This window comes from Alteromonas sp. B31-7 (genome assembly GCF_015767655.1).
GTDB lineage: Bacteria > Pseudomonadota > Gammaproteobacteria > Enterobacterales > Alteromonadaceae > Alteromonas > Alteromonas australica.
Genome location: NZ_CP065233.1, coordinates 2,479,536 through 2,500,151, shown reverse-complemented (window position 1 = coordinate 2,500,151; position 20,616 = coordinate 2,479,536). Strand labels below are relative to the sequence as shown.

Here is a 20,616-nt window from a genome sequence, read left to right as displayed (position 1 = left end):
AAATAAAAGCGAACGAGATTTTACTATGCATATATGGGTAGACGCTGATGCGTGCCCTAGTGTCATTAAAGATATACTTTTTAAGGCAGCCCGACGTACTGGTCTGCCTTTATCTTTAGTTGCGAACCATTCTATGTCTGTACCACCAGACAAACATATCACCCTGACATTGGTGCCCGCAGGTTTTGATGCCGCCGATGACTATATTGTTGAGAAAGTGCAGCCAGGTGACCTTGTGGTCACCAATGACATCCCGTTAGCCGCAGATTTGCTCGCGAAAAATGCCAGCGCCATTAATACACGAGGGGATGAATACGACAAGTCTTCTATTCGTGCTGCGCTTACCATGCGGGATTTTATGGATACCTTACGTTCAAGCGGCGAACACACAGGTGGGCCTAAAGCGTTCTCCCAGCGAGACAAACAAAACTTTGCTAATTCCCTAGACAGACTGCTTACCCAAGGCATGCGCGCCAAGTAACTTTGCGCGCTTTCTCCTTTCTTTTCGTTCTTTTTTCTACGCTCACATTTCAAACTATGAGGATTTTTCATTAATTAATGAAATAATGTCATTTTTATTCATGGGTTAAACCGCGTATAACCCTCGTTAAGCGCACAATGCGCATGTCGCCATTAGGTTTAACTTGTCAAAATACAACACAGTAGATTGCAATGAATAAAGATGTCACATTTACCGTAAAGCACCAGCGCTTTGATGAATCTTATCGTCCATCTAGCCATACCCGTATTACTACTAACTTTGCAAACTTAGCGCGCGGCGCTCAGCGTGAAGAAAACTTGCGTAATACGCTGGCAATGATTGATAACCGATTTAACGCACTCGCACATTGGGATAATGCATCGGGCGATCGCTATTCTGTTGAACTCGAAATCGTCTCTGTGGATATCGATGTAAAAGGCAATGGGGAAACGTTCCCAAGCATTGAAGTTTTGAAAACGAATATCGTCGATACGCATACCCAGAAACGCATTGAAGGCATAGTGGGGAATAACTTTTCATCCTATGTGCGCGATTACGATTTCAGCATTGTGTTATCTGACTACAATAAGGGTCAGCCTAAATTCGCCATACCAGAGAATTTCGGCGAGTTGCACGGCAAGATATTTAAACACTTTGTTAATTCTGATGTTTATCAAACCCATTTTAAGAAACCGCCGGTTATCTGCTTAAGTGTGTCAGAAAATAAAACCTATCATAGAACCGAGAATCGTCACCCTGTATTGGGTATCGAATATCAGCCTGATTCGTCGTCGCTAACCGAAATGTATTTCAACAAAATGGGGCTGAAGGTGCGTTATTTTATGCCGCCGAACAGTGTGGCTCCGCTAGCGTTCTATTTCTTTGGCGATCTTCTCAATGATTACACCCATCTTGAGCTAATCAGTACTATCAGCACAATGGAAACGTTTCAAAAAATTTATCGCCCTGAAATTTATAACGCGAATGCAGTCGCCGGAGCTTGTTATAAGCCTTCATTGCGACAACAAGATCACTCTTTAACACGCATTGTTTACGATCGTGAAGAGCGTAGCCAATTAGCAGTGAAACAGGGGAAATACGTAGAAGAGCACTTCATAAAACCGTATCAATCTGCCCTTGAGCAGTGGTCAGCTAGCGCCGCCCTTTAATTTACTTTACCTATAAGCAGTATCAAACATGAATACACTATTACCTACGTCAATCGCCGGAAGTCTACCTAAACCTGCGTGGCTCGCTCAGCCTGAAACGCTATGGTCACCATGGAAGTTACAGGGCGCAGAATTAGTCGAAGGGAAACAAGACGCACTGCGCTTAGCCCTTCAAAATCAAAGACAATCTGGTATAGACATCATTAGTGACGGTGAGCAGTCTCGCCAGCATTTTGTCACCACATTCATTGAGCAGCTCAATGGTGTCGATTTTAAAAAGCGTAAAACAGTTAAAATTCGCAATCGTTACGAAGCCAGTGTGCCAATGGTGGTGGATGAGGTTACTCGTCCTTCGTCGGTATTTGTGGAAGATGCTAAGTTTCTGCGTAAACTCACCAAGCAACCCATTAAGTGGGCTTTGCCAGGCCCCATGACAATGGTGGATACGCTTTTTGACGACCACTACAAGAATCGTGGTGCGCTCGCATGGGAATTTGCAAAGTTACTTAATCAAGAAGCTAAAGAGCTAGAAGCGGCTGGGGTTGATATCATTCAGTTTGATGAGCCTGCTTTTAATGTATTTTTTGATGAAGTCAACGATTGGGGCATAGCGGCATTAGAGCGCGCAGCAGAGGGCCTTAAATGTGAAACCGCCGTGCATATCTGCTACGGCTATGGCATTAAAGCGAATACCGATTGGAAGAAAACACTGGGCTCAGAATGGCGTCAGTATGAAGATGTTTTTCCTAAGTTACAAAGCTCTACTATCGATATTGTTTCGTTAGAATGTCAAAACTCACGGGTGCCAATGGACTTAATTGAGCTTATACGTGGTAAAAAGGTCATGGTAGGCGCAATTGATGTCGCAACGAATACCATAGAAACCCCTGAGGAAGTGGCTGACACCTTAAGAAAAGTGCTGCAGTTTGTTGATGCAGACAAGCTTTACCCGTCAACAAACTGCGGTATGACACCGCTTTCACGCACTGTTGCCGAAGGTAAAATGCAAGTGCTGAGTGCCGGGGCCGCCATAGTCCGAGGCGAACTCGGCTAGCCAATCCCGTTGACTAAATAAAAAACAGCGTTTGATGAAACGCTGTTTTTTTATCCGCGTTTTTAAATACCTTTAGCGGCTTGGATGGCCCTAGCATGCTCAGGTCGTAAGGGGAGTGTTTTAAACGGGCTTATATTGCTCCCTCCGGTATTACCTTTAGGTACCAGCCCCAGCGCCGTTTTTGTTAAAGCACCAACTAAACGAAAAGCTTGCCCGAGACATTCAGAGAGTTTTGTATTTTTAATGGCCCACAAAAACATCAGCAAATGAACCTTTACGTGCCAGTACGTAGACTCTTGCCCAAGTACATGGGCATTTTCTAAGTGAAAAAACGCCTTCGACGATTGGTTATTTGAGCTGGCTAGTTGGGCCAGGCGAAGCTCAGCTTCAACGTGAGGCGTGATGTTCTTGGTAAACTGGCTTACTAGGCGGTTCATTTTCATGGGTTTGCTGTGCCTCATTTTATCGGTGATAGGAGTATGACACCGAATTGACATGCTTAGCAAATAGAGCAAATAAAACAAAAAAGTCGCCAGCTTTTAAAAAGCATGGCGACTTTTCTATTTAGGGTATTGGTACACAGATGTATTCTGTGTATCACACCTATTTTAGAGTACGGATACCAGCGCTTTCGCTAAGGTTTCAACATTTTGCTGGTTAATGCCTGCAATGTTTACGCGGCTTGAGTCGACGAAGTAGACACTGTGTTTTTCACGAACTTCGCGCACTTGCTCTGGGGTAATACACAGGAACGAAAACATGCCTTTTTGATCGTTTACGAAGCTGAAATCTTTCGGCGAGCCATTCTCGTGAAGATTTTTCACCAACATAGCACGCAGCGTTTTCATGCGCTCACGCATATCATTAACTTCGCTTACCCATTCATTATTAAGTGCTTCGTCAGCTAAAATAATATCCACCAAAGCGCCACCGTAGCTAGGCGGCATAGAGTAAATGCCACGAGCAATAGATTGAATTTGCGCTTGTGCAATATTACGGGTTTTGCTGTCTTCGGTAATAATAGCGGCGAGACCTACACGCTCACGATACAAACCAAAGTTTTTCGAGCAAGACGCCGCTACGATAACTTCAGGCAGGTTTTCAATGAGTAAGCGAAGGCCGTAGGCGTCTTCGTCTAAACCTTCACCAAAACCTAAATATGCAACGTCGATAAAGGGTAAGAACTCACGCTCTTTTGCCACTTCCAGTACTTCGTCCCACTGCGCGTTGGTTAAATCTGCGCCCGTAGGGTTATGGCAGCAACCATGAAGTAATACCACATCACCTTTTTCAACTTGGCGTAATGTTTCCATCATGGCATCAAACCGGATGCTAGCAGTCGCTTTGTCGAAATAAGGATATTTCTCAATCTTAAGGCCAGCTGAACCGATGAGCGGGATATGGTTTGCCCACGTGGGATCGCTGACCCATACTTTCGCATTATCGTTACAACGTACAAGTAATTCAGACAAAATACGCAGTGCGCCACAACCGCCTGGGGCTTGCACTGCAGCAACACGATCAGATAACAACACTGGACTGCTTTTGCCTAACAATAGCGATAGCATGCCATCAATAAAACCTTGATTACCTTGCGGGGTAATATACGTTTTACTGGTTTCAGTCTCTAATAGCATCTTTTGTGCTTTCGCTACACTTGAAAGAATAGGGGTATTACCTTGCTCATCTTTATAGACACCTACACCTAAATCAATTTTATTAGGGTTAGTGTCTTCGCGATAAGCAGCTGACAGGCCAAGAATTGGATCTGGGGCGAGATGGGGTAATACTTCAAACACGTTATGTCCTCACGTTGGTATGCAAAAAGTAGCAGGCAGGCATTATGCCACCGATGGTAGAAAAAACGACCCCTATTAGTTGAAAATATTTCAATAAAGCGGCTTTTTAATAAAACGCGAAAGCGTCATGCTAAAAATGCGCTAAATTTGAAAACTAAATTCCCGTGTTTGCGTTGCTAGCCCGGTGTCTGAAAAGCTTCTTTCCTTCCATGTCAGCACGTTGTTAGCATCCACAAGCAGCAAGGTTGAGGTGCGTGTGCCGTATTTAGGCGTCTGAATAAAAATAGAGGAAAGTGCCTTTTCCCACTCATAGCCAATTCCGGTGTCAGGTAGCGCTTGATCCTGGGCTTTTGTGTCTTGTTTCAAAAGCGCAAATAGGTCTTCACAGTCAATTTTAGCTTGTGCGTCAACGTACTGATTTAATGCAGTGACACCTTGAGTAACTTTAGGCCAAGGGGTGACAATATCTGCATTCGACAAACCAAACACGCCCTGTTCAACGCCGTGGGTGGTGTCATTCACGTTGTTATAAACACACAGATGCGCGACATCGCCGAACAAAAGGTTATAACCATTGTATTGGTTTCGCGATAGATGCAGCGACTGCAAATATTCATCTATCGCCACGAGGCTGTTATTTTGATGATCAGCCAAGGGTTGCTGCAACCAATTAGCCACGAGTTCGCCGCGAGAGTTTACGTCAGTTTTCATTTCTGATGGCGCGCGTACATTGGTTAAGGCAGCAATTTTGCCTTGGCGGGTTACCCCCATCCAAGTACCACTTGCTTCTAAATCTTGCCCAGCAAGCATGTGTGGATGATGTTTCCAAAACGCCGAGGGCGCGGTAGGGCGCTGGTAAAATTCGTCACGATTGGCCGCAATAATAAGTGGGTAGTCAGCGCGTTTTCTACGAGCAATAAACAAAATACACATAATCTACTCTTTCGCCTAATTGTGTCTTGTTAATGAATAAGCATCTATACCCTTTGTGGGTTCACCATAAAAGAGAGAGTGCGAGTATTGTTAAATTTATGTTAGCAACAATCATGAATTCATGTTTCCATTGTGCTTAACCAATTGCTTATTAACATATTGTGCGGTAACAGAAAAATAAAAATGAAAAATGATCCTCAATATTCAGAACAGGTGTCGTACATTGGGCAAGTATCCATAGGTGAATTAATGCCGCGAAAATGGCCTCAATGGTTGTCCCGATGTTCTTCCTGGTTACTGACACAAAGAGGGTGGACGGTAAAAGGTGAGTTAATCAATGCGCCAAAAGCGATTTTAGCGGTCGCGCCTCATACCTCTAATTGGGATTTTTTCATTGGCTTGCTGGTGGTGTTTTCGTGTCAGTTGAAGCTAAGCTTTTTCGGCAAACACAGTATTTTCGTTCCCCCCCTTGGGTACATTGTTCGAAAGTTAGGCGGCATTCCTATCGAACGTAGCCGGGCTCATGGTGTGGTGACAGCCATAGCATCACAAATAAGCCAATCGGAAGATCTCATATTGGCCCTTGCGCCAGAAGGCACGAGAAAAGCCGCTTTTCCCTGGAAACAAGGGTTCGTCCATATCGCTAAACAAGCGCAAATTCCGATTCAACTCATTGGGCTGGACTACAAACATAAACAGATTGTTTTTGGGCCGGTAATTCGCGAAGTCACGAATACCCACGAACAAATGCAAACTATTTGTGCATTTTATGGTAATGTTTGCGGCAAATATCCTAAAAACTGCATAACGCAGCCCTAGTTTACGATGTCCTACGCGTAAGGCGAAGGCGTGAGCCTGTCATGTCAGGCAGAATTCGGGGCTGGCGCGTATATTGACTTCGGAGCTTCACCCGTGACAAAAATGGGATTCACCACCCGACAAGTGCATGCTGATCGCATGCTTAATACGCCTGAACATGGTGGCGTTCATACGAGTACCTCTAACTCTGTTCTGTTCGAATTTAAAGATGCCCAAGGCATAATTGATGCATTTCAGGGCAAGCAGGCTGCACATGTTTACTCTCGTTCATCGTCACCCTCTGTGGCGGCGTTACAAGCAATGCTAAACGAGTTAGAAGGGGGCGTTGGTGCACTTTGCTATGCTACCGGAATGGCGGCAATCAGCAGCAGTTTATTCGCGTTACTTAAAGCTGGCGACCACCTCATTGTTAGCCAATACCTTTTTGGTAATACCCGCAGTTTCTTTGAAACCATTAAAGATTTTGGTGTTCAAGTGACCTATACCGATGTGACTGACATTGAATTGGTTATGGATGCCTACCAGCCGAATACCCGAGGAGTGTACACAGAAACGGTTGCAAATCCGGTGACTCAGGTCGCTGACTTACACGCCATTGGTCAATTCTGTGAAGAAAAGAACATTCTGTTTATGGTTGACAATACCATGACGCCGCCACCGTTACTGCGTGCTAAAGACTACAAAGCGTCATTAATTTTTACCTCCTTAACCAAGTACATTGCCGGTCATGGCAATGTATTGGGTGGTGCGGTTATTGATACTGGCTTGTTTAATTGGAAAGCGTTTGGAGGCATTAAGCCGGCTTATCAAGTGGCTGATGAAACACAATGGGGCTTAACCCAAATTAAGAAGCGCGGTTTGCGCGACTTAGGAGCAACATTATCGCCGCAATCTGCTAGTGCTATTGCATTGGGAATGGAAACCTTAGCGCTGCGTCTGATGCGTAGTCAGCAAAATGCAATGAAACTAGCGACCTTCTTAGACAATCATCCTAACGTAGCGAAGGTGTTTTACCCAGGTTTGGTCGATCATCCGCAACACTTTATGGCACGAGAGCAATTAAACGCAGGGTATGGCGCAATTTTAAGTTTCGACTTAATTGACGGTATTGACCCCGTGGCGTTTTTAAACAACCTGGATTTGGTCATATGTGCAACGCATTTAGGGGATAACCGCACTTTGGCATTGCCCGTAGCACCAACCATCTACTTTGAAAACAGTGCCCAAGAACGCGAAGAGATGGGCATTTCAGACAATATGCTGCGTGTATCAGTAGGTATTGAAGATACAGACGATTTGATTGCCGATTTTTTACAGGCATTAAACGCGGAGTATTACGGCTAACGTAAATGTTAGCGTCGGCGATAGGTGTTAACGGGCAGCCAGAGCTGTTCGTTAAATATAAAGTCGCATCTCGTGTAAAAACAGTGATAGTATTATTTTTGCAAGAAGCATCTTGGTCCTTTGCATCTTAGTTCTTCCTAATTGTGTTGTGGCAAACTCGATTGCGTGACGAAATATGTATAGGATCATGCTTCTTGCAGCATATCATCGGAGTTCTTTCCATACCCTTCTGCATTACCATTCGTTTTTTTGAAATGTTAGTAAGGTTTTTTTCTTATTTTTGTTCTTTTAAATATGCAATAAAGTGGGCTCACTTTATTATTGGAGAACAGATATGAAAAAGGTACTTGCTGTATTTTCTAGCTTAAATGGCGAAAGTGGTAACTCTACAACCTTAGCGCGTGACTATTTAAATAAGCTGACGGCGAGCGACCAAGCGTCGGTGACTACTTTAGATGTTGCTGATCTCGCCTTGCCTCATTTAACGCAGGCTGAGATGCAAGCGTGGATGACAGAAGAAAATGCTCGCTCTGATGAGCAAGTTGCATTGGCGAAACATTCTGATGATCTGATTGAATCGCTCAAACAGGCGGATGAAATTGTACTTGCGGTTCCTATGTACAACTTCGGTATTCCTTCAAGCTTAAAGGCCTACTTCGATCGTATTGCGCGGGCAGGAATTACATTTAAGTACACTGAAACCGGGCCGGTTGGTTTGCTTGAGAATAAGTCTGCAACCGTCTTTTCTGCGCGGGGCGGAATTTATGCGGGCTCAGATTTTGATACCCAAACCCCATACCTAAAACATTTCCTTAATTTTATTGGCATAAAAGAGATTAATTTTGTTTATGCAGAAGGACTTAACATGGGTGAGGAACAAGCAACGAAAAGTATTGAGCAAGCGAAGGGCGAAATTGTTGAACTCTTAAGCTAGTTTGTTGACTAAATTATTGCAGTTGGCGAAACGTATCTTCTACGTTACCGCTAAAGTGTGTTCCAAGTTGAGTGTGCTTGTTGCCCCGCGTATCACGCGGGGCTTTTTTATGTTTGCCAGTGTAGGAATGGACACAAACGCTTAATTTTCTACATACGCTTTTACGTCATCAATAAATCCGTAATCAGAAGGTTTTACTGAACCAGGATAGTGAGTAATGGTTTTTCCATCCGGTGAGATTAGGTATTTATTGAAATTCCAACTTGGTGCTTTCCCCGTGGCTTTTGCCAGCATTCTAAACATGGGATCAGCATCATCTCCCTTCACCGATGTGGGTTCAAACATGGGGAATTTCACGCCGTAGGTGAGCTCGCAAAGTTCTGCTGTTTTACCTTCGTCATTATCTTCTTGCTTGAAGTCGTGAGAAGGAAAGCCTAACACCACAAAATCCTTATCCTTATAATCACTGTATAAGGCTTCCAACCCTTCAAATTGCGGCGTGTAACCACAATAACTGGCGGTATTAACCACAAGCACGGTTTTTCCTGCGTAGTCTTCACACAGGTTGACGGTTTCTTGCGAGTTTAATTTTCGTTTCATAAATTTAAGTACGGCGGGGCATTCACTTGCGCTGACGGTGGGGGCAAGGAATAAGCTTACAAGGGTCAGTATTGAGGCAATGGTGTGTCGGCTGAATAACTTCACAGTGGCTGTCCTATAGTGTATTAGTATTATGTTTTTTGCTAAACAGCGTTATTAGCAAAGTGATTTAGGTTAAACGTTATTAGGGTTAAGTATGCGTTTGTTAGACAATAGTGAGCGGCAAGCGCCGCACCCAAATCTAGCGTAATTGGGTATACTGAGTACAAATTAAAACAACTAAAAAGAAATTGCAGTAATTATGAAAGTTTCGTCATGTTTATTTTTGACCACATTAATGACAGTGGTGGTCACAGGGTGTCAAACAACGTCTACGGAGAAGCGAGCTCCCTCTCATGCAGTAAAGTCAGAATCCGCGATAACTCAGGATATCAAGGGCTTAAGTAACAATAATACCTTGGAATCGACCTCTCAGTCGTCCTCGCTCAAACAGAATGGCGAAACCGTCATTAGGTTAGAGAAAATCATGTCAGATCCCAGTTGGATGGGGCGTTTTCCTGTTTCTATGAACTGGTCTGTCGATGGAAAGGCGTTAGTCTACGAACTTAACGAAGAAGGAAGCGTGAATCGAGAAACCTATATTGCGCCGTTAACCGCGCCAACGGCAACCCAAAAGGCACCGTTAAGCCAACTTCATAAATATCGTTTCAAAGAGCGGGTAGAACGTAACGATGGCGTGGTTGCATTTCTTTACGGCGACAGTGCGTATGTTCAGTTTACCGATGGCGAGCTTGTCCAGTTAACCCGGGGTGGCTCACGACTTTCCATGCTGTCGTTTATGACCGATGGACGACTAATGGCACTTAATGGCAATAGATTTATTGCCATTAACTTAGAAAATGGTCAACGTGAAGAACTACTTCAGTGGGTATTCGGCGAAAAGCCCTCACCGGTGAAGCCTGCTAAGGATTACATTGCTAAAGAGCAACAAACCTTAATTGAATACATAAAGAAACAACGTCACAACAAAACAGAAAAAGCAGCGCAAAAAAGTCAAATCGCTGAGTACAATAACAGTATTGCTCCTGTGCCATTTTACTTTGACGCCGCTCACACTTTGGCGGGAGTGAGTGTCTCGCCAAATGGCCGATATGCCATTATCGCCACTAAAGAAAAACGAGCAACTCGCGATAAATCCGACATTATGCCTCACTATATTCAAGAAGACGGGCGTATTGCGAGCCAGTCTGTACGTCAGCGTGTAGTTGATTCTAAGCCAGTTAACCATCAATTGTGGTTAATTGATTTAACGGCTGGAGAAAAGCGTGAACTGACGTATTTTAATTTACCCGGCTTTAACGAAGACGTATTGGCAGACGTTAAAAGAGAAAATGCAGAAGCGAAAGGCGAGCGCTACGAAATAAACCGCCTTCCACGGGATATTCGGTTAATGTCTGCTACCCGTTGGAACAAACCCACAATTCGTTGGAATACATCGGGTGAAAAAGTGGCCGTCATGCTGGAGGCCTGGGACAATAAAGACCGATGGATTGCGACAGTAAATTTTAAGAATGGCGAATTGGTGAATCAACATCGCTTACACAATGACGCTTGGATTAATTACCGTCACAATGCGTTTGGCTGGCTTCACCATTCAGATGTCCTTTATTATCAATCAGAAGAAACGGGTTACGCTCACCTTTATATCAAAGCGTTAAATGAAAGCCCTGTGGCGCTGACTGCCGGCTCATTTGTGGCCAGTCATCCTACGTTAACCAAGGATGACAAATACGTTTACTATAAGGCGAATGTCAAGCACCCAGGTATGTACGAGATTTATCGGGTGAATGTGGAGACGCTGCAGTCAGAAGCCCTGACGAATTTGGGCGGCATGACTGACTACAAACTCAGTCCCGACGAACAAACGCTGCTGTTAACCCACAGCAAAATCCAGCGTCCGCCTGAGTTGTATGTTAAACAGATTGGCCAAGATAGCGCTGCCCAGCAAGTGACGTTCGGTACCACCGACGCCTACAATGCGATGCCTTGGATTGAACCACGCATTATTGAAATACCTTCAAGCCATACCGAAGCGCCAATTTACGCCAGACTGTATTTGCCGAAAAATAGCGACAGCAGTACACCGAATAAAGCCGTGGTTTTTAACCATGGATCAGGCTACTTACAAAATGCACACTATGGCTGGTCGCTTTATTTCAGAGAGTTTATGTTTAACAGCATGTTGGCACAGCAAGGTTATGTCGTGCTAGATATGGATTACCGTGCGTCCGCGGGCTATGGCAGTGCCTGGAGAACGGCTATCTACCGCCACATGGGCAAACCAGAACTTGAAGACTTACGAGACGGGGTAAATTGGTTAGCCAACCATGCGAATGTGGATACATCACGCATTGGGACCTACGGCGGTTCTTATGGTGGTTTCCTTACGTTTATGGCCATGTTCAAAGAACCTGATTTATTTGCAGCCGGCGCTGCGTTAAGGCCGGTAACAGACTGGGCGCATTATAATACCGGTTATACGTCGAATATTTTAAACACGCCTCAAATCGACCCTATTGCCTATAAGCGCAGCTCGCCTATTTATTTTGCCGATGGGCTGCAAAAGCCGTTACTGATTAATGCACCTATGGTGGATAACAACGTGTTTTTTCATGATACCGTGCGTTTAGTGCAGCGTTTAATCGAATTAGAAAAAGAAAATTTTGAAACCGCAATTTACCCGGTCGAACCCCATGGCTTTGTGCAGCCTAGCTCGTGGCTAGATGAGTACCGACGTATCTACAAGTTGTTTGAAACTCACCTTTAGTCATTATCGGTATAACAACAGATGAGTAAGGCGCACTTCATGGGCGCCTTATTTTTTACTTCGCCGTTTTGCGAAAGGGTAATTTCGTTAACCACATAAGGAAAAACAAAAGTACGCCACTCATTGCACCGAATAAGTGCGCGTCAATGGCGACTTTGGCATCAATAAGTGCAGCCACATCAGCACTACCGCCCACCGTCTGTTCGTAAATCACTTTAACCGCCACGCCAGCCAGTAATACCCAACCTGATTTCATACGATTGAGAATATCCATACATGCGCCCCATGCAAAAATGCCATGCAGCGCACCTGATAACCCGGCATACCAAATAAGATCCGGGGCATAGAAATAAAGACCCGCACTAGTGCCCAAACCACACCACGCAAATACTTTTAAATATAAGCCCGCTCTGTAGTGTTCGCCATGTAACGCCCACAGTAATACGACGCCAGCTAAATTGAGCAATAAGTGGTAGCCATTAGTGTGAACCAGATTACCGGTTAGCAAGCGCCATGTTTCTAGGCCCTGAATGGCGTATCTGTCATAGGCGAAGTATTGGCCTGAAGCGGGTTCGAAGAAAAAGGCTAAGGTTGTGATGAAGGCTAAAATTAAAGGGCCAAGAGAATACTTAAGCGAATACGGCAGTGACATTATCATTGTAAATTATTGTTGAAATAGTGATTTGCTGGCTATGATACAAAAAAATAGCCTAGAGCGTGTAAAAGCTTGGCAAAATTCTCACTCGTCCATTGTGTAGGGTGATCACCCACCGCTACATAGGTGTTGGACGCTACACCTAATCGCAGGAGGTAGGTATGTCTCACATTCTCACCCATATAGAAGATCACGTTTTACACATTGTCATCAATCGCGTAGACAAGAAAAACGCCTTAACTCGTAGTATGTATCAACAAATGGCGGATGCTATTTTTGATGCAAAGCATCACCCAGACATACGGGTTATTTTATTGAAGGGTCACGGAGATTGTTTTACCGCTGGCAACGATATTCAGGATTTTGCCAGCAAAGAAGAGAGCGAGCACGTAGCAGAAACCGCAGCCTTTATGCGCGCGCTAATGGATTGTGAAAAGCCGGTTATTGCTCAAGTTCATGGTGTTGCGGTAGGGATAGGGACCACCATGCTATTACACTGTGATTTTGTGTATGCCCAACCAAATACCCGATTTGTTCTGCCATTCATCAACTTAGGCCTTGTTCCTGAATATGCATCAAGTTATCTTTTACCCAAAATAGCTGGGCGTCGAAAAGCCAGCGAGTGGTTAATGCTAGGCGAACCCTTTGGCACAGAAGATGCCTATCAATTTGGCCTACTTACTGACATTGTGCCCGAGACAAGCTTGTCTGATAAAGTCATGTCAGTGTGTAAGAAGCTAGTAGAGAAACCAGCGTTTTCATTACTGCAAACTAAATCGCTTTTAAACAACGACACGGATCTTATCCGTCAACAGATGGACATAGAGCTAGATGTGTTTATTCAAGCTATGGGTATGGATGCAGCCCAAGAAGCCTTTGATGCTTTCTTAAATAAGCGCCCAATTAATCCAGACAAATTCAAATAATGAGGATCACACATTTTGATACGACGTTCTTGGTTCTATTCATCTGCCATTACATTGGCATTAACGAGTTGTATTGTTTTTTCTGCCACCGCGCAGCAAAAGCGTGAGGTTGGTGAACCCGAAGCGGCAACTGGCTATATTGAGAAAAAGGCATTTGTGGCAGAGGACTACATGGTGGTGGCTGCTAACCCTTATGCTTCGTGGACCGGTAAGAATATTATTGAGAAAGGGGGGAGTGCAATAGATGCCGCGGTAGCCATTCAATCTATGTTGTCCTTGGTTGAACCTCAGTCTTCTGGAATCGGCGGCGGGGCCTTTATTTTATATTGGGATAATAAAAATAAAGTGCTACATACGTTTGATGGCCGAGAGATGGCGCCTTCAGCTGTAGATGGGCATTGGTTTATGGATGGCAACAAACCAATGAAGTGGCTAGAGGCTGTGGTCGGGGGCAAATCAGTGGGCGTGCCCGGTGCGGTTAAAGCACTTGAACTTGCGCATAAACAATTCGGCAAGTTACCGTGGAACACCTTATTTGACGATACCATAGAAACAGCGGAGAAAGGCTTTAAGGTATCGCCACGTTTAGCTAAGCTGGTGGCACTGGACTATCATCCGGGGTTAAAAACCTTTCCTAGCAGTTCAACTTATTTTTATCCCGCTGGTATGCCGTTAAAAGAAGGCACCATTAAAAAGAACAAGGCACTTGCCAAAACTTTAACGGGTATTGCTGAGCATGGCGCTGATTACCTCCATACCGGTGAACTGGCTGAGAAAATAGTCAAAGCGGTGAATACCGCAAGTATCAACCCAGGTAAAATGACGCTGGAAGATTTAGCAAACTATACGCCAAAAGAACGCGATCCTGTATGCGGTGTTTACCGTGATAAGAGTATTTGCGGAATGGCTCCGCCGAGTTCAGGCGGCATTAACGTATTCCAACTCCTTAAAATGCTGGAAGGCCAGCCACTGAGTACCATGAAACCAGACTCAGTGGCCTTTGCGAATGTGTATAGCCAAGCGAGCGCGCTAACCTACGCCGACCGCGAAAAGTTTATAGCGGATACGGACTTTACCAAATTGCCCTATGCAGCCATGATCAATACCGCTTATTTAGCCAGACGCGCTGAAAGTATTGATGCTGACAAGCCATGGCGTAAAGCGAAGGCTGGAAATCCATATGGTGATGCTGAAATTGCCATGGGCACGTCAATGGAGCTGCCCAATACCTCGCATTTCTCTATAGTAGATAAAGAAGGGAATGCGGTGTCGATGACCACCAGTATCGAATTTATGTTTGGTTCGGGCATTATGGTGGGGGGCTTCTTGTTAAATAACCAGCTTACCGACTTTTCGTTCTCACCCACCAAGAATCGTTTCCCTGTGCCGAACAGGGTTGAACCTGGAAAGCGTCCACGCAGTGCGATGAGCCCAACGATGGTGTTCGATGATAAGGGGGACCTCGAAGTGGTGATTGGCTCGCCAGGCGGCTCGCGTATCATTAGTTATGTGGCGCAAACCCTGATTGGTATTATCGATTTTGGTCTTGATATCCAACAGGCTATCAACCTGCCAAAAATGACCAATAGAAATGACTACACCGCGCTGGAGAAAGGTACGCCCATCGCCGATTTAGAGGCGCCGTTAACAAAGCTAGATCACACAGTGAAAGTGGTAGATTTAAACAGTGGCTTGCATGGGATCCAGTTTAAGTCAGGTAAATTAATTGGTGGTGCAGATCCACGCCGAGAAGGAGTGGCCGTAGGCCAGTAATGCACTGATGAAAAACGAAAAAGGCCGCGTATCACGCAAGCCGATACGGATAATTGGGTCTAATCAAATCAAACTATATAATAAGCCTTACGGGAAACTGTAAGGCTTTTGTTTTTTGCTACATTTCCGAATCTGACAAATTAATTTATTTTTATATAAATTCCAAAGCAGAGTCAGCTCTAGATAGATAAACTTTAAATCAGTCAACGCTCTCGTATTGCTCTTTCAAATGCTTCTACTGCTTCTGATTCATATTCATTTAGTTCTGCTTGATTTAATCCACTAACAGTTGTTATTAGCAGTTCCACAGGAAAGAACTCTTCGATTGATTCAATTTCAATTGAAGTTGTTCTTCTGGCGACATAATCCCCAAGTGCTTGAGATGATCCAACTCGCAGAAAAGCTAACAGAAGTGCCGTGCAGTTTTCTATTTGATTAGCTTGTTCCGCCAACCAAGACTTAACCTTATTTTCATCTCCCCATCGCTTCCAGCGCCAAATAAATGAGCCTAAGTGTGGGTGCTGAATCAAGTCATTAGGGGAGTTTTCTGAGAGAGCATCTAGCTTGCTGACAAAAATTACTTTAAGTTTGTCAAATGTTGCATCTGATAAAAATAGATCTGGGTCTTGCTTGGTTCTTCTCTCTTGGTCTCTCTGTAAAATAATCTCTATAATCGACAAACCGCTATTTGGAAGCTCAAATGAAGCAACTAATACCTCTCCTCTTTCATCGGCAGAATCAATACGTCTCAAGTACCAAAGGAGCAAGCGAACAATACTGATGTGAGAGCTGTCAAAAGAAAAACCTGCATTATCATGATCGACTTCATCACCGATCTCTAGTAATGCAGTTACAAACTCAGACTTATTTTCAATTGGTATTTGATCAATATACGAACTGAACTGGTCTAGTGCATTTTGTAGAACGTCTTGCTCTTGCATTGATTTCAAGACATCTAGAAACTCTTGTTTGGATGAAGTCTTATCGAGTATGTTTTGCAATTCTGAATGAGAAAGCTCACCTGAGGGTATTGAAAATAGGAAGAACTTTTCAAAATTTGACGCGTGGCACACTCTCATTTCTCTTTGCCACGTATCATAAATTCCACCAGCGTAGGTATGATTGTTTAAGCGTTTTAGTGGTGGAAATAGCTCTTTGAGTAAAGAATCTAGCTTATCAGAGTTGCCGGATTCAGCCTTCTGAAGAATGCTTTGGTATACCTCCTGTTCTTTTTGTAACCCATTTTGTCTATCGCTTATTCTACCTCTAGTAAAAAAATCTTTGGATTGTGATATCGCCTTGTACACATCTGGTTCAAATAGTCTCAGGCATTCGATAGCGATCAAATCAACAGGATTAACTTCGAAAGCATTTTCTGACCGGTATAGTGAAAAATGAAAAGAAAAAGTTGAAGCAAATCGATATATATTTCTTAAACTTGAAAAATACCCCTTCAACGAGCCATGAAATAGATTACCCCAATAAGTTGAGTCAAACATATCAGAAGCAAATTTGTCCTGCGCTAATGTTTTGTCCAACTTATCAAAAAGAACCCGATGCAAACGGGCATGTTCAATCTTGGGAATATCAAACGGCACCTGTATGATTTTTTCTAAATAATCTCTACCTGTTTGCTTACCATCATTCAACTTATCTTCTACTAAGTCTCTTTGGAAAAGCAGAAGGAATACAACATTAGGAAACTCGGCATTCGCTTTAACAAGTTGAAAAACCATTTTGAGTTGCTCTGTTGTAAGTCGGTCTAAATCATCTAAAACTATTACTAAAGCTTGCTCTCTTTTGGCTAATAGGTCCTCTAATGAATTACGAAATTGAACTAGTGTTAATTTTTCATCTTTGGCCGTTGTTTCAGCGTTTACGGCTAGCATATTCAAGAGCTTTTTACCCCATGCTAAAAATGCTCCCCATAATGCCAACAGCCCCAATAGAGTTGTAGATAAGTTATTTACCCATTCTTCATCAGAAAAGTTACCACCAAGCCCAACTATAGTTGAAAGTACAAACAAAGTTGGCAAAGCATTAGATATTCCCGATGCCAAATGTTCTCCCGTATTAAGATATCGGCCATACTTTTTTAAAAGCTTTGCGAGCTTCTTACCCTCGCTTGATTTATCTTTTAAACCAATTGTTGTTGATATTTCTTTGAAAAACGAAGAAGTAATTTTCTCTTGTGCAGCCCATTCCCACGGGGAAAACTCAATAACATCTGGCTTATGAATGTCTATTTTTTCTAGTTCATTTAAAGCCATGTTTTTAATTGATGATTTACCAGACCCCCAATCCCCATGAAGCGCTACAACAAGGCTATCGTTTCCATGCCAACCAGATAGAGCTTTAGCTAAGTCTTTAGCAAATCCAGACCTTCCCAGAAGATCCTGAGATACCTCAGTTATCGGGCGATCTGAAGAAAATCCATGTATATCGGCTTGTTCCATATCTCAAGTCTTCTCGATTATTGTAATAGTTAAATGACTTAGATTATTACATAGAAATTGTAATATCTTCTATTCGCTAACTTTTACGTTTGGTAATACGTAAAAATATACAATTTAGAATTCTTAATTCTGAAAATAGTAACCCTTTAGTGGGTATGTCCACTTCCCCTTTAATGAGACAGTGCTGATTTAGAGTTTTCTAGTTTTGCTCGGTAAGCTGCCGGAGGCAGGTTACCCAGACTTTCATGTGTTCTTTCTTCGTTATAATCCAGTCGCCAGAACCAGGCCATTTCTCTTACTTGATTGAGAATTTCAAACAAGTAAGCATCCAGAAACTCTCTGCGGAATGAACCGTTAAAGCGCTCAACAAAGCCATTTGGCTGGATACTAGCATCATAATTGAAGTTATATGCCAAGACGTAACTGATGGAGAGATCAGCTGTTCCTATTGCATAAAACTCACAGTTTTGTTTCTCTTTTCTGTTGGTCCAGTTTGAAATATGAACTTGTCTGTCTGTACACAGATACATTCCTTCATACTGATTCTTAGACAAGCGGCGTTCTCTCTCCCCAACGAAGGCTGAACATTGCAGATGTATCTCTGACTACCTTTTGGTGTCTTACCTTTCTTTTTGATAGAGATTGCTTCATCACCCATACTACTTGGGCAGTCAGCCTTTGGACATTTTGTGCCGGGTTCAACAAGGTATTCTGAAAGACGCTCAAGCTCTTCGTGAATCCCTTTGTTTCTTTTTAGTGAGTAATATTTCTGATTGGTGTATTCGGACGATTAAGAAAATTCAACACAGCCTTTGCACAATATAGAAGACGACTTATTACCAGTGCCAGATATCACGTAGTAGTCAGAAACCTTTACAGGTTGACGGTCTCCAATATTTTTATTATCGTTATTTAAATATACTAATGCCTGAATGCCTTCAGGCGTTAAGCCAAAGTTCTTACATCTCGTAAACTTACAACAATTGACCTGCGGATCCCTTTTGGTTTTTCTTGGAAAGATTTCTTTCCCATAAAAAAGAGCTATAACTGTGAAAATACACGGAAAATATAGCACTTTATTTGCTTAAACCAAATTTTTAGACCCAATTATCCGTATTGGCTTGCGTATCACGCGGCCTTTTACTATCGATTTTATGTTCGCTACGTTTAAAAGAAATGATCGGGGTGAATTTTTGTGACTTTCCACTCACCATCTATTTTTTCTAAATCTAGGCTTCGAATATCTTCAACTTTATCGTTGTCGTATTGTCCGCTAAGAAACACGGTGATGGTGGATTTTTCAGCGAACTCGCTTCGTCCAACGCTATTGTTGCTCTGCGGTGTTATTGTCACTGAATCGTACTTTAAATTTAATAAATGCCGCTGTACGTTCCGATTAGTATGATATTTCTTCAAAATGCGCGCTAATCTGTCACTCGACAGGCGCATGGCTAAATCCAAATTATCGTCTTCATAAATACTTTGCAAAAAGACCACAGTCACGTACTCGGGGGTGCTTTCGTCAAGCATTCCGTATCGGCCAATGCCTTTTTCTTTTTCACCGCATGCGGTTAAAAACACCACCGTAAAAAGCCCAATGAGGGCGTACCACTTACGTGTAGTCATAGATAGGTTACCTTTTAAGTCGACGTCCGTTTCTAATACATAGTATGAGGGCACCAGTGTTTCAATTTCAAACCGGCGAATTTAGTCGAAAAGACCACCTCAGAAGGTAAATTATTCTACAAACTTCCTACGGCTACAATACAAAAACAAAAAAGCGAGGCTAAACCTCGCTTTTCATCGTTATATTACATTTAATGCGTGCGTTACTGCACTTCTTCTTGCTCATCAAATGCGCCCGCAAAAAGTGGGCTACTTAAATAACGCTCTGTTCCGCTGGCAAGTAGAACCACCACAACTTTGTCTTTATTTTCTGGGCGTTCAGCGAAGCGTTTAGCGGCCACTACTGCTGCACCAGATGAAATACCCGCAAGTATCCCTTCATCTGTCATCAGTTTGCGAGCCATTTCCATACATTCTTCGTTGGTGACTTGCTCAACTTCGTCAATCAGATCCAGATCGAGGTTACCAGGAATGAAACCTGCGCCAATACCTTGAATTTTGTGCGGCCCTGGTGTTAATTCTTCACCTGCCAGTGCTTGTGTAATAACCGGTGAATCAGTAGGCTCTACCGCAATGGAGGTAATCGCTTTGCCTTGGGTATTTTTAAGGTAACGACTTACCCCTGTAATAGTACCGCCTGTGCCCACACCTGCGACAAACGCGTCTACTTTACCGTCTGTGTCTTCCCAAATTTCAGGGCCAGTGGTTTTTTCGTGAATAGCGGGGTTAGCAGGGTTGTCGAATTGTTGAAGCAAGACATATTTATCAGGATCAGAGGCGACAATTTCTTGCGCTGCGGCGACGGCACCTTTCATGCCTTTAGGCGCTTCGGTAAGCACCAAGTTTGCGCCTAATGCTTTAAGTAGCTTACGGCGTTCTAAACTCATGCTGCTAGGCATAGTTAGGGTTAGCTTGTAACCGCGTGAAGCCGCCACAAAGGCTAATGCAATACCCGTGTTACCACTGGTAGGTTCAACAATTTCTTTACCTTCCGTAAGCACGCCACGTTGCTCAGCATCCCAAATCATATTGGCACCAATACGGCACTTCACACTGAAGCTTGGGTTACGCGATTCAATTTTAGCGTACACGTTACCTGAGGTTACGCGGTTTAATTTAACTAGTGGCGTACGGCCAATAGAAAGCGAATTGTCGTCAAATACGTTCATTATTAATCCTTAACTCGTTCCTGATTTATGTGGAAATTCCGTCTGTCGTGT

17 protein-coding genes and 1 pseudogene are annotated in these 20,616 nt (G+C 43.4%); 9 read left to right on the top strand and 9 right to left on the bottom strand.

The window, feature by feature from the left end; all coding sequences use genetic code 11:
* Positions 1-25 precede the first annotated feature (25 nt).
* The 3 genes from IUA53_RS10685 (at position 26) to IUA53_RS10675 (ending at position 2,704) form a co-directional block, all read left to right on the top strand.
* Positions 26-481 carry a YaiI/YqxD family protein gene (locus IUA53_RS10685; protein WP_044057265.1) on the top strand — a complete coding sequence of 152 codons (456 nt, stop codon included), beginning with the start codon at positions 26-28 and terminating at the stop codon, positions 479-481.
* Between the two features lie 191 nt (positions 482-672).
* Complete coding sequence (locus IUA53_RS10680; protein WP_044057264.1) at positions 673-1,650, top strand: DUF1852 domain-containing protein; 978 nt, start codon at positions 673-675, stop codon at positions 1,648-1,650.
* Positions 1,651-1,678: 28 nt separating this feature from the next.
* Positions 1,679-2,704, top strand: a complete 1,026-nt coding sequence (locus tag IUA53_RS10675; RefSeq protein ID WP_196897064.1) for a methionine synthase — start codon at positions 1,679-1,681, stop codon at positions 2,702-2,704.
* 62 nt (positions 2,705-2,766) lie between these two features.
* On the opposite strand, the gene IUA53_RS10670 is transcribed toward IUA53_RS10675, so the two are convergent.
* The 3 genes from IUA53_RS10670 to IUA53_RS10660 all read right to left on the bottom strand — a co-directional run bounded on the left by IUA53_RS10670 (position 2,767) and on the right by IUA53_RS10660 (position 5,436).
* Positions 2,767-3,147, bottom strand: coding sequence for a DUF3703 domain-containing protein (locus tag IUA53_RS10670; RefSeq protein WP_231401127.1), 381 nt, complete (start codon positions 3,145-3,147; stop codon positions 2,767-2,769).
* Between the two features lie 165 nt (positions 3,148-3,312).
* A complete protein-coding gene (locus IUA53_RS10665) occupies positions 3,313-4,503 on the bottom strand; it encodes an amino acid aminotransferase (RefSeq protein ID WP_044057262.1) in 1,191 nt (396 codons plus the stop codon).
* Between the two features lie 141 nt (positions 4,504-4,644).
* Entirely contained in the window at positions 4,645-5,436 is a 792-nt protein-coding gene (locus IUA53_RS10660) for an NRDE family protein (RefSeq protein WP_196897063.1), read from the bottom strand.
* A gap of 183 nt (positions 5,437-5,619) precedes the next feature.
* On the opposite strand from IUA53_RS10660, the gene IUA53_RS10655 reads away from it, so the two are divergent.
* From IUA53_RS10655 to IUA53_RS10645, 3 genes are all read left to right on the top strand, one after another.
* Positions 5,620-6,255, top strand: a complete 636-nt coding sequence (locus IUA53_RS10655; protein ID WP_052806665.1) for a 1-acyl-sn-glycerol-3-phosphate acyltransferase — start codon at positions 5,620-5,622, stop codon at positions 6,253-6,255.
* A gap of 93 nt (positions 6,256-6,348) precedes the next feature.
* Positions 6,349-7,599: a cystathionine gamma-synthase family protein gene (locus IUA53_RS10650; RefSeq protein ID WP_082052980.1), complete on the top strand. Its 1,251-nt coding sequence runs from the start codon at positions 6,349-6,351 to the stop codon at positions 7,597-7,599.
* Positions 7,600-7,933: 334 nt separating this feature from the next.
* Complete coding sequence (locus IUA53_RS10645; RefSeq protein WP_044447688.1) at positions 7,934-8,533, top strand: FMN-dependent NADH-azoreductase; 600 nt, start codon at positions 7,934-7,936, stop codon at positions 8,531-8,533.
* 141 nt (positions 8,534-8,674) lie between these two features.
* Here the strand turns inward: IUA53_RS10645 and IUA53_RS10640 are convergent, their stop codons facing one another.
* Entirely contained in the window at positions 8,675-9,214 is a 540-nt protein-coding gene (locus IUA53_RS10640) for a glutathione peroxidase (RefSeq protein ID WP_044449564.1), read from the bottom strand.
* 220 nt (positions 9,215-9,434) lie between these two features.
* On the opposite strand from IUA53_RS10640, the gene IUA53_RS10635 reads away from it, so the two are divergent.
* Positions 9,435-11,960: a S9 family peptidase gene (locus tag IUA53_RS10635; protein WP_231401126.1), complete on the top strand. Its 2,526-nt coding sequence runs from the start codon at positions 9,435-9,437 to the stop codon at positions 11,958-11,960.
* A 55-nt stretch (positions 11,961-12,015) separates the two neighbouring features.
* Here IUA53_RS10635 and rrtA read toward each other — a convergent pair whose 3' ends face one another.
* Positions 12,016-12,615 (bottom strand): rhombosortase, encoded by a 600-nt coding sequence (gene rrtA, locus IUA53_RS10630; RefSeq protein WP_044058907.1) that lies wholly within the window; start codon positions 12,613-12,615, stop codon positions 12,016-12,018.
* A 161-nt stretch (positions 12,616-12,776) separates the two neighbouring features.
* Here rrtA and IUA53_RS10625 point away from each other — a divergent pair, with 161 nt between their 5' ends.
* Positions 12,777-13,541 carry an enoyl-CoA hydratase gene (locus IUA53_RS10625; RefSeq protein ID WP_044057258.1) on the top strand — a complete coding sequence of 255 codons (765 nt, stop codon included), beginning with the start codon at positions 12,777-12,779 and terminating at the stop codon, positions 13,539-13,541.
* Between the two features lie 18 nt (positions 13,542-13,559).
* Positions 13,560-15,314 (top strand): gamma-glutamyltransferase, encoded by a 1,755-nt coding sequence (gene ggt, locus IUA53_RS10620; protein ID WP_052806792.1) that lies wholly within the window; start codon positions 13,560-13,562, stop codon positions 15,312-15,314.
* Between the two features lie 203 nt (positions 15,315-15,517).
* Here the strand turns inward: ggt and IUA53_RS10615 are convergent, their stop codons facing one another.
* From IUA53_RS10615 to cysK, 4 genes and pseudogenes are all read right to left on the bottom strand, one after another.
* Positions 15,518-17,770, bottom strand: a complete 2,253-nt coding sequence (locus IUA53_RS10615; protein ID WP_044447684.1) for a KAP family P-loop NTPase fold protein — start codon at positions 17,768-17,770, stop codon at positions 15,518-15,520.
* 170 nt (positions 17,771-17,940) lie between these two features.
* Positions 17,941-18,153: pseudogene (locus tag IUA53_RS10610) on the bottom strand (integrase core domain-containing protein); the annotation flags it as partial.
* 784 nt (positions 18,154-18,937) lie between these two features.
* Positions 18,938-19,396 carry a hypothetical protein gene (locus IUA53_RS10605; protein ID WP_044057257.1) on the bottom strand — a complete coding sequence of 153 codons (459 nt, stop codon included), beginning with the start codon at positions 19,394-19,396 and terminating at the stop codon, positions 18,938-18,940.
* A gap of 203 nt (positions 19,397-19,599) precedes the next feature.
* The gene (gene cysK, locus IUA53_RS10600) at positions 19,600-20,565 is read right to left on the bottom strand and encodes a cysteine synthase A (RefSeq protein WP_044057256.1); all 966 of its coding nucleotides are present in this window, start codon (positions 20,563-20,565) and stop codon (positions 19,600-19,602) included.
* Between the last annotated feature and the right edge of the window lie 51 nt (positions 20,566-20,616).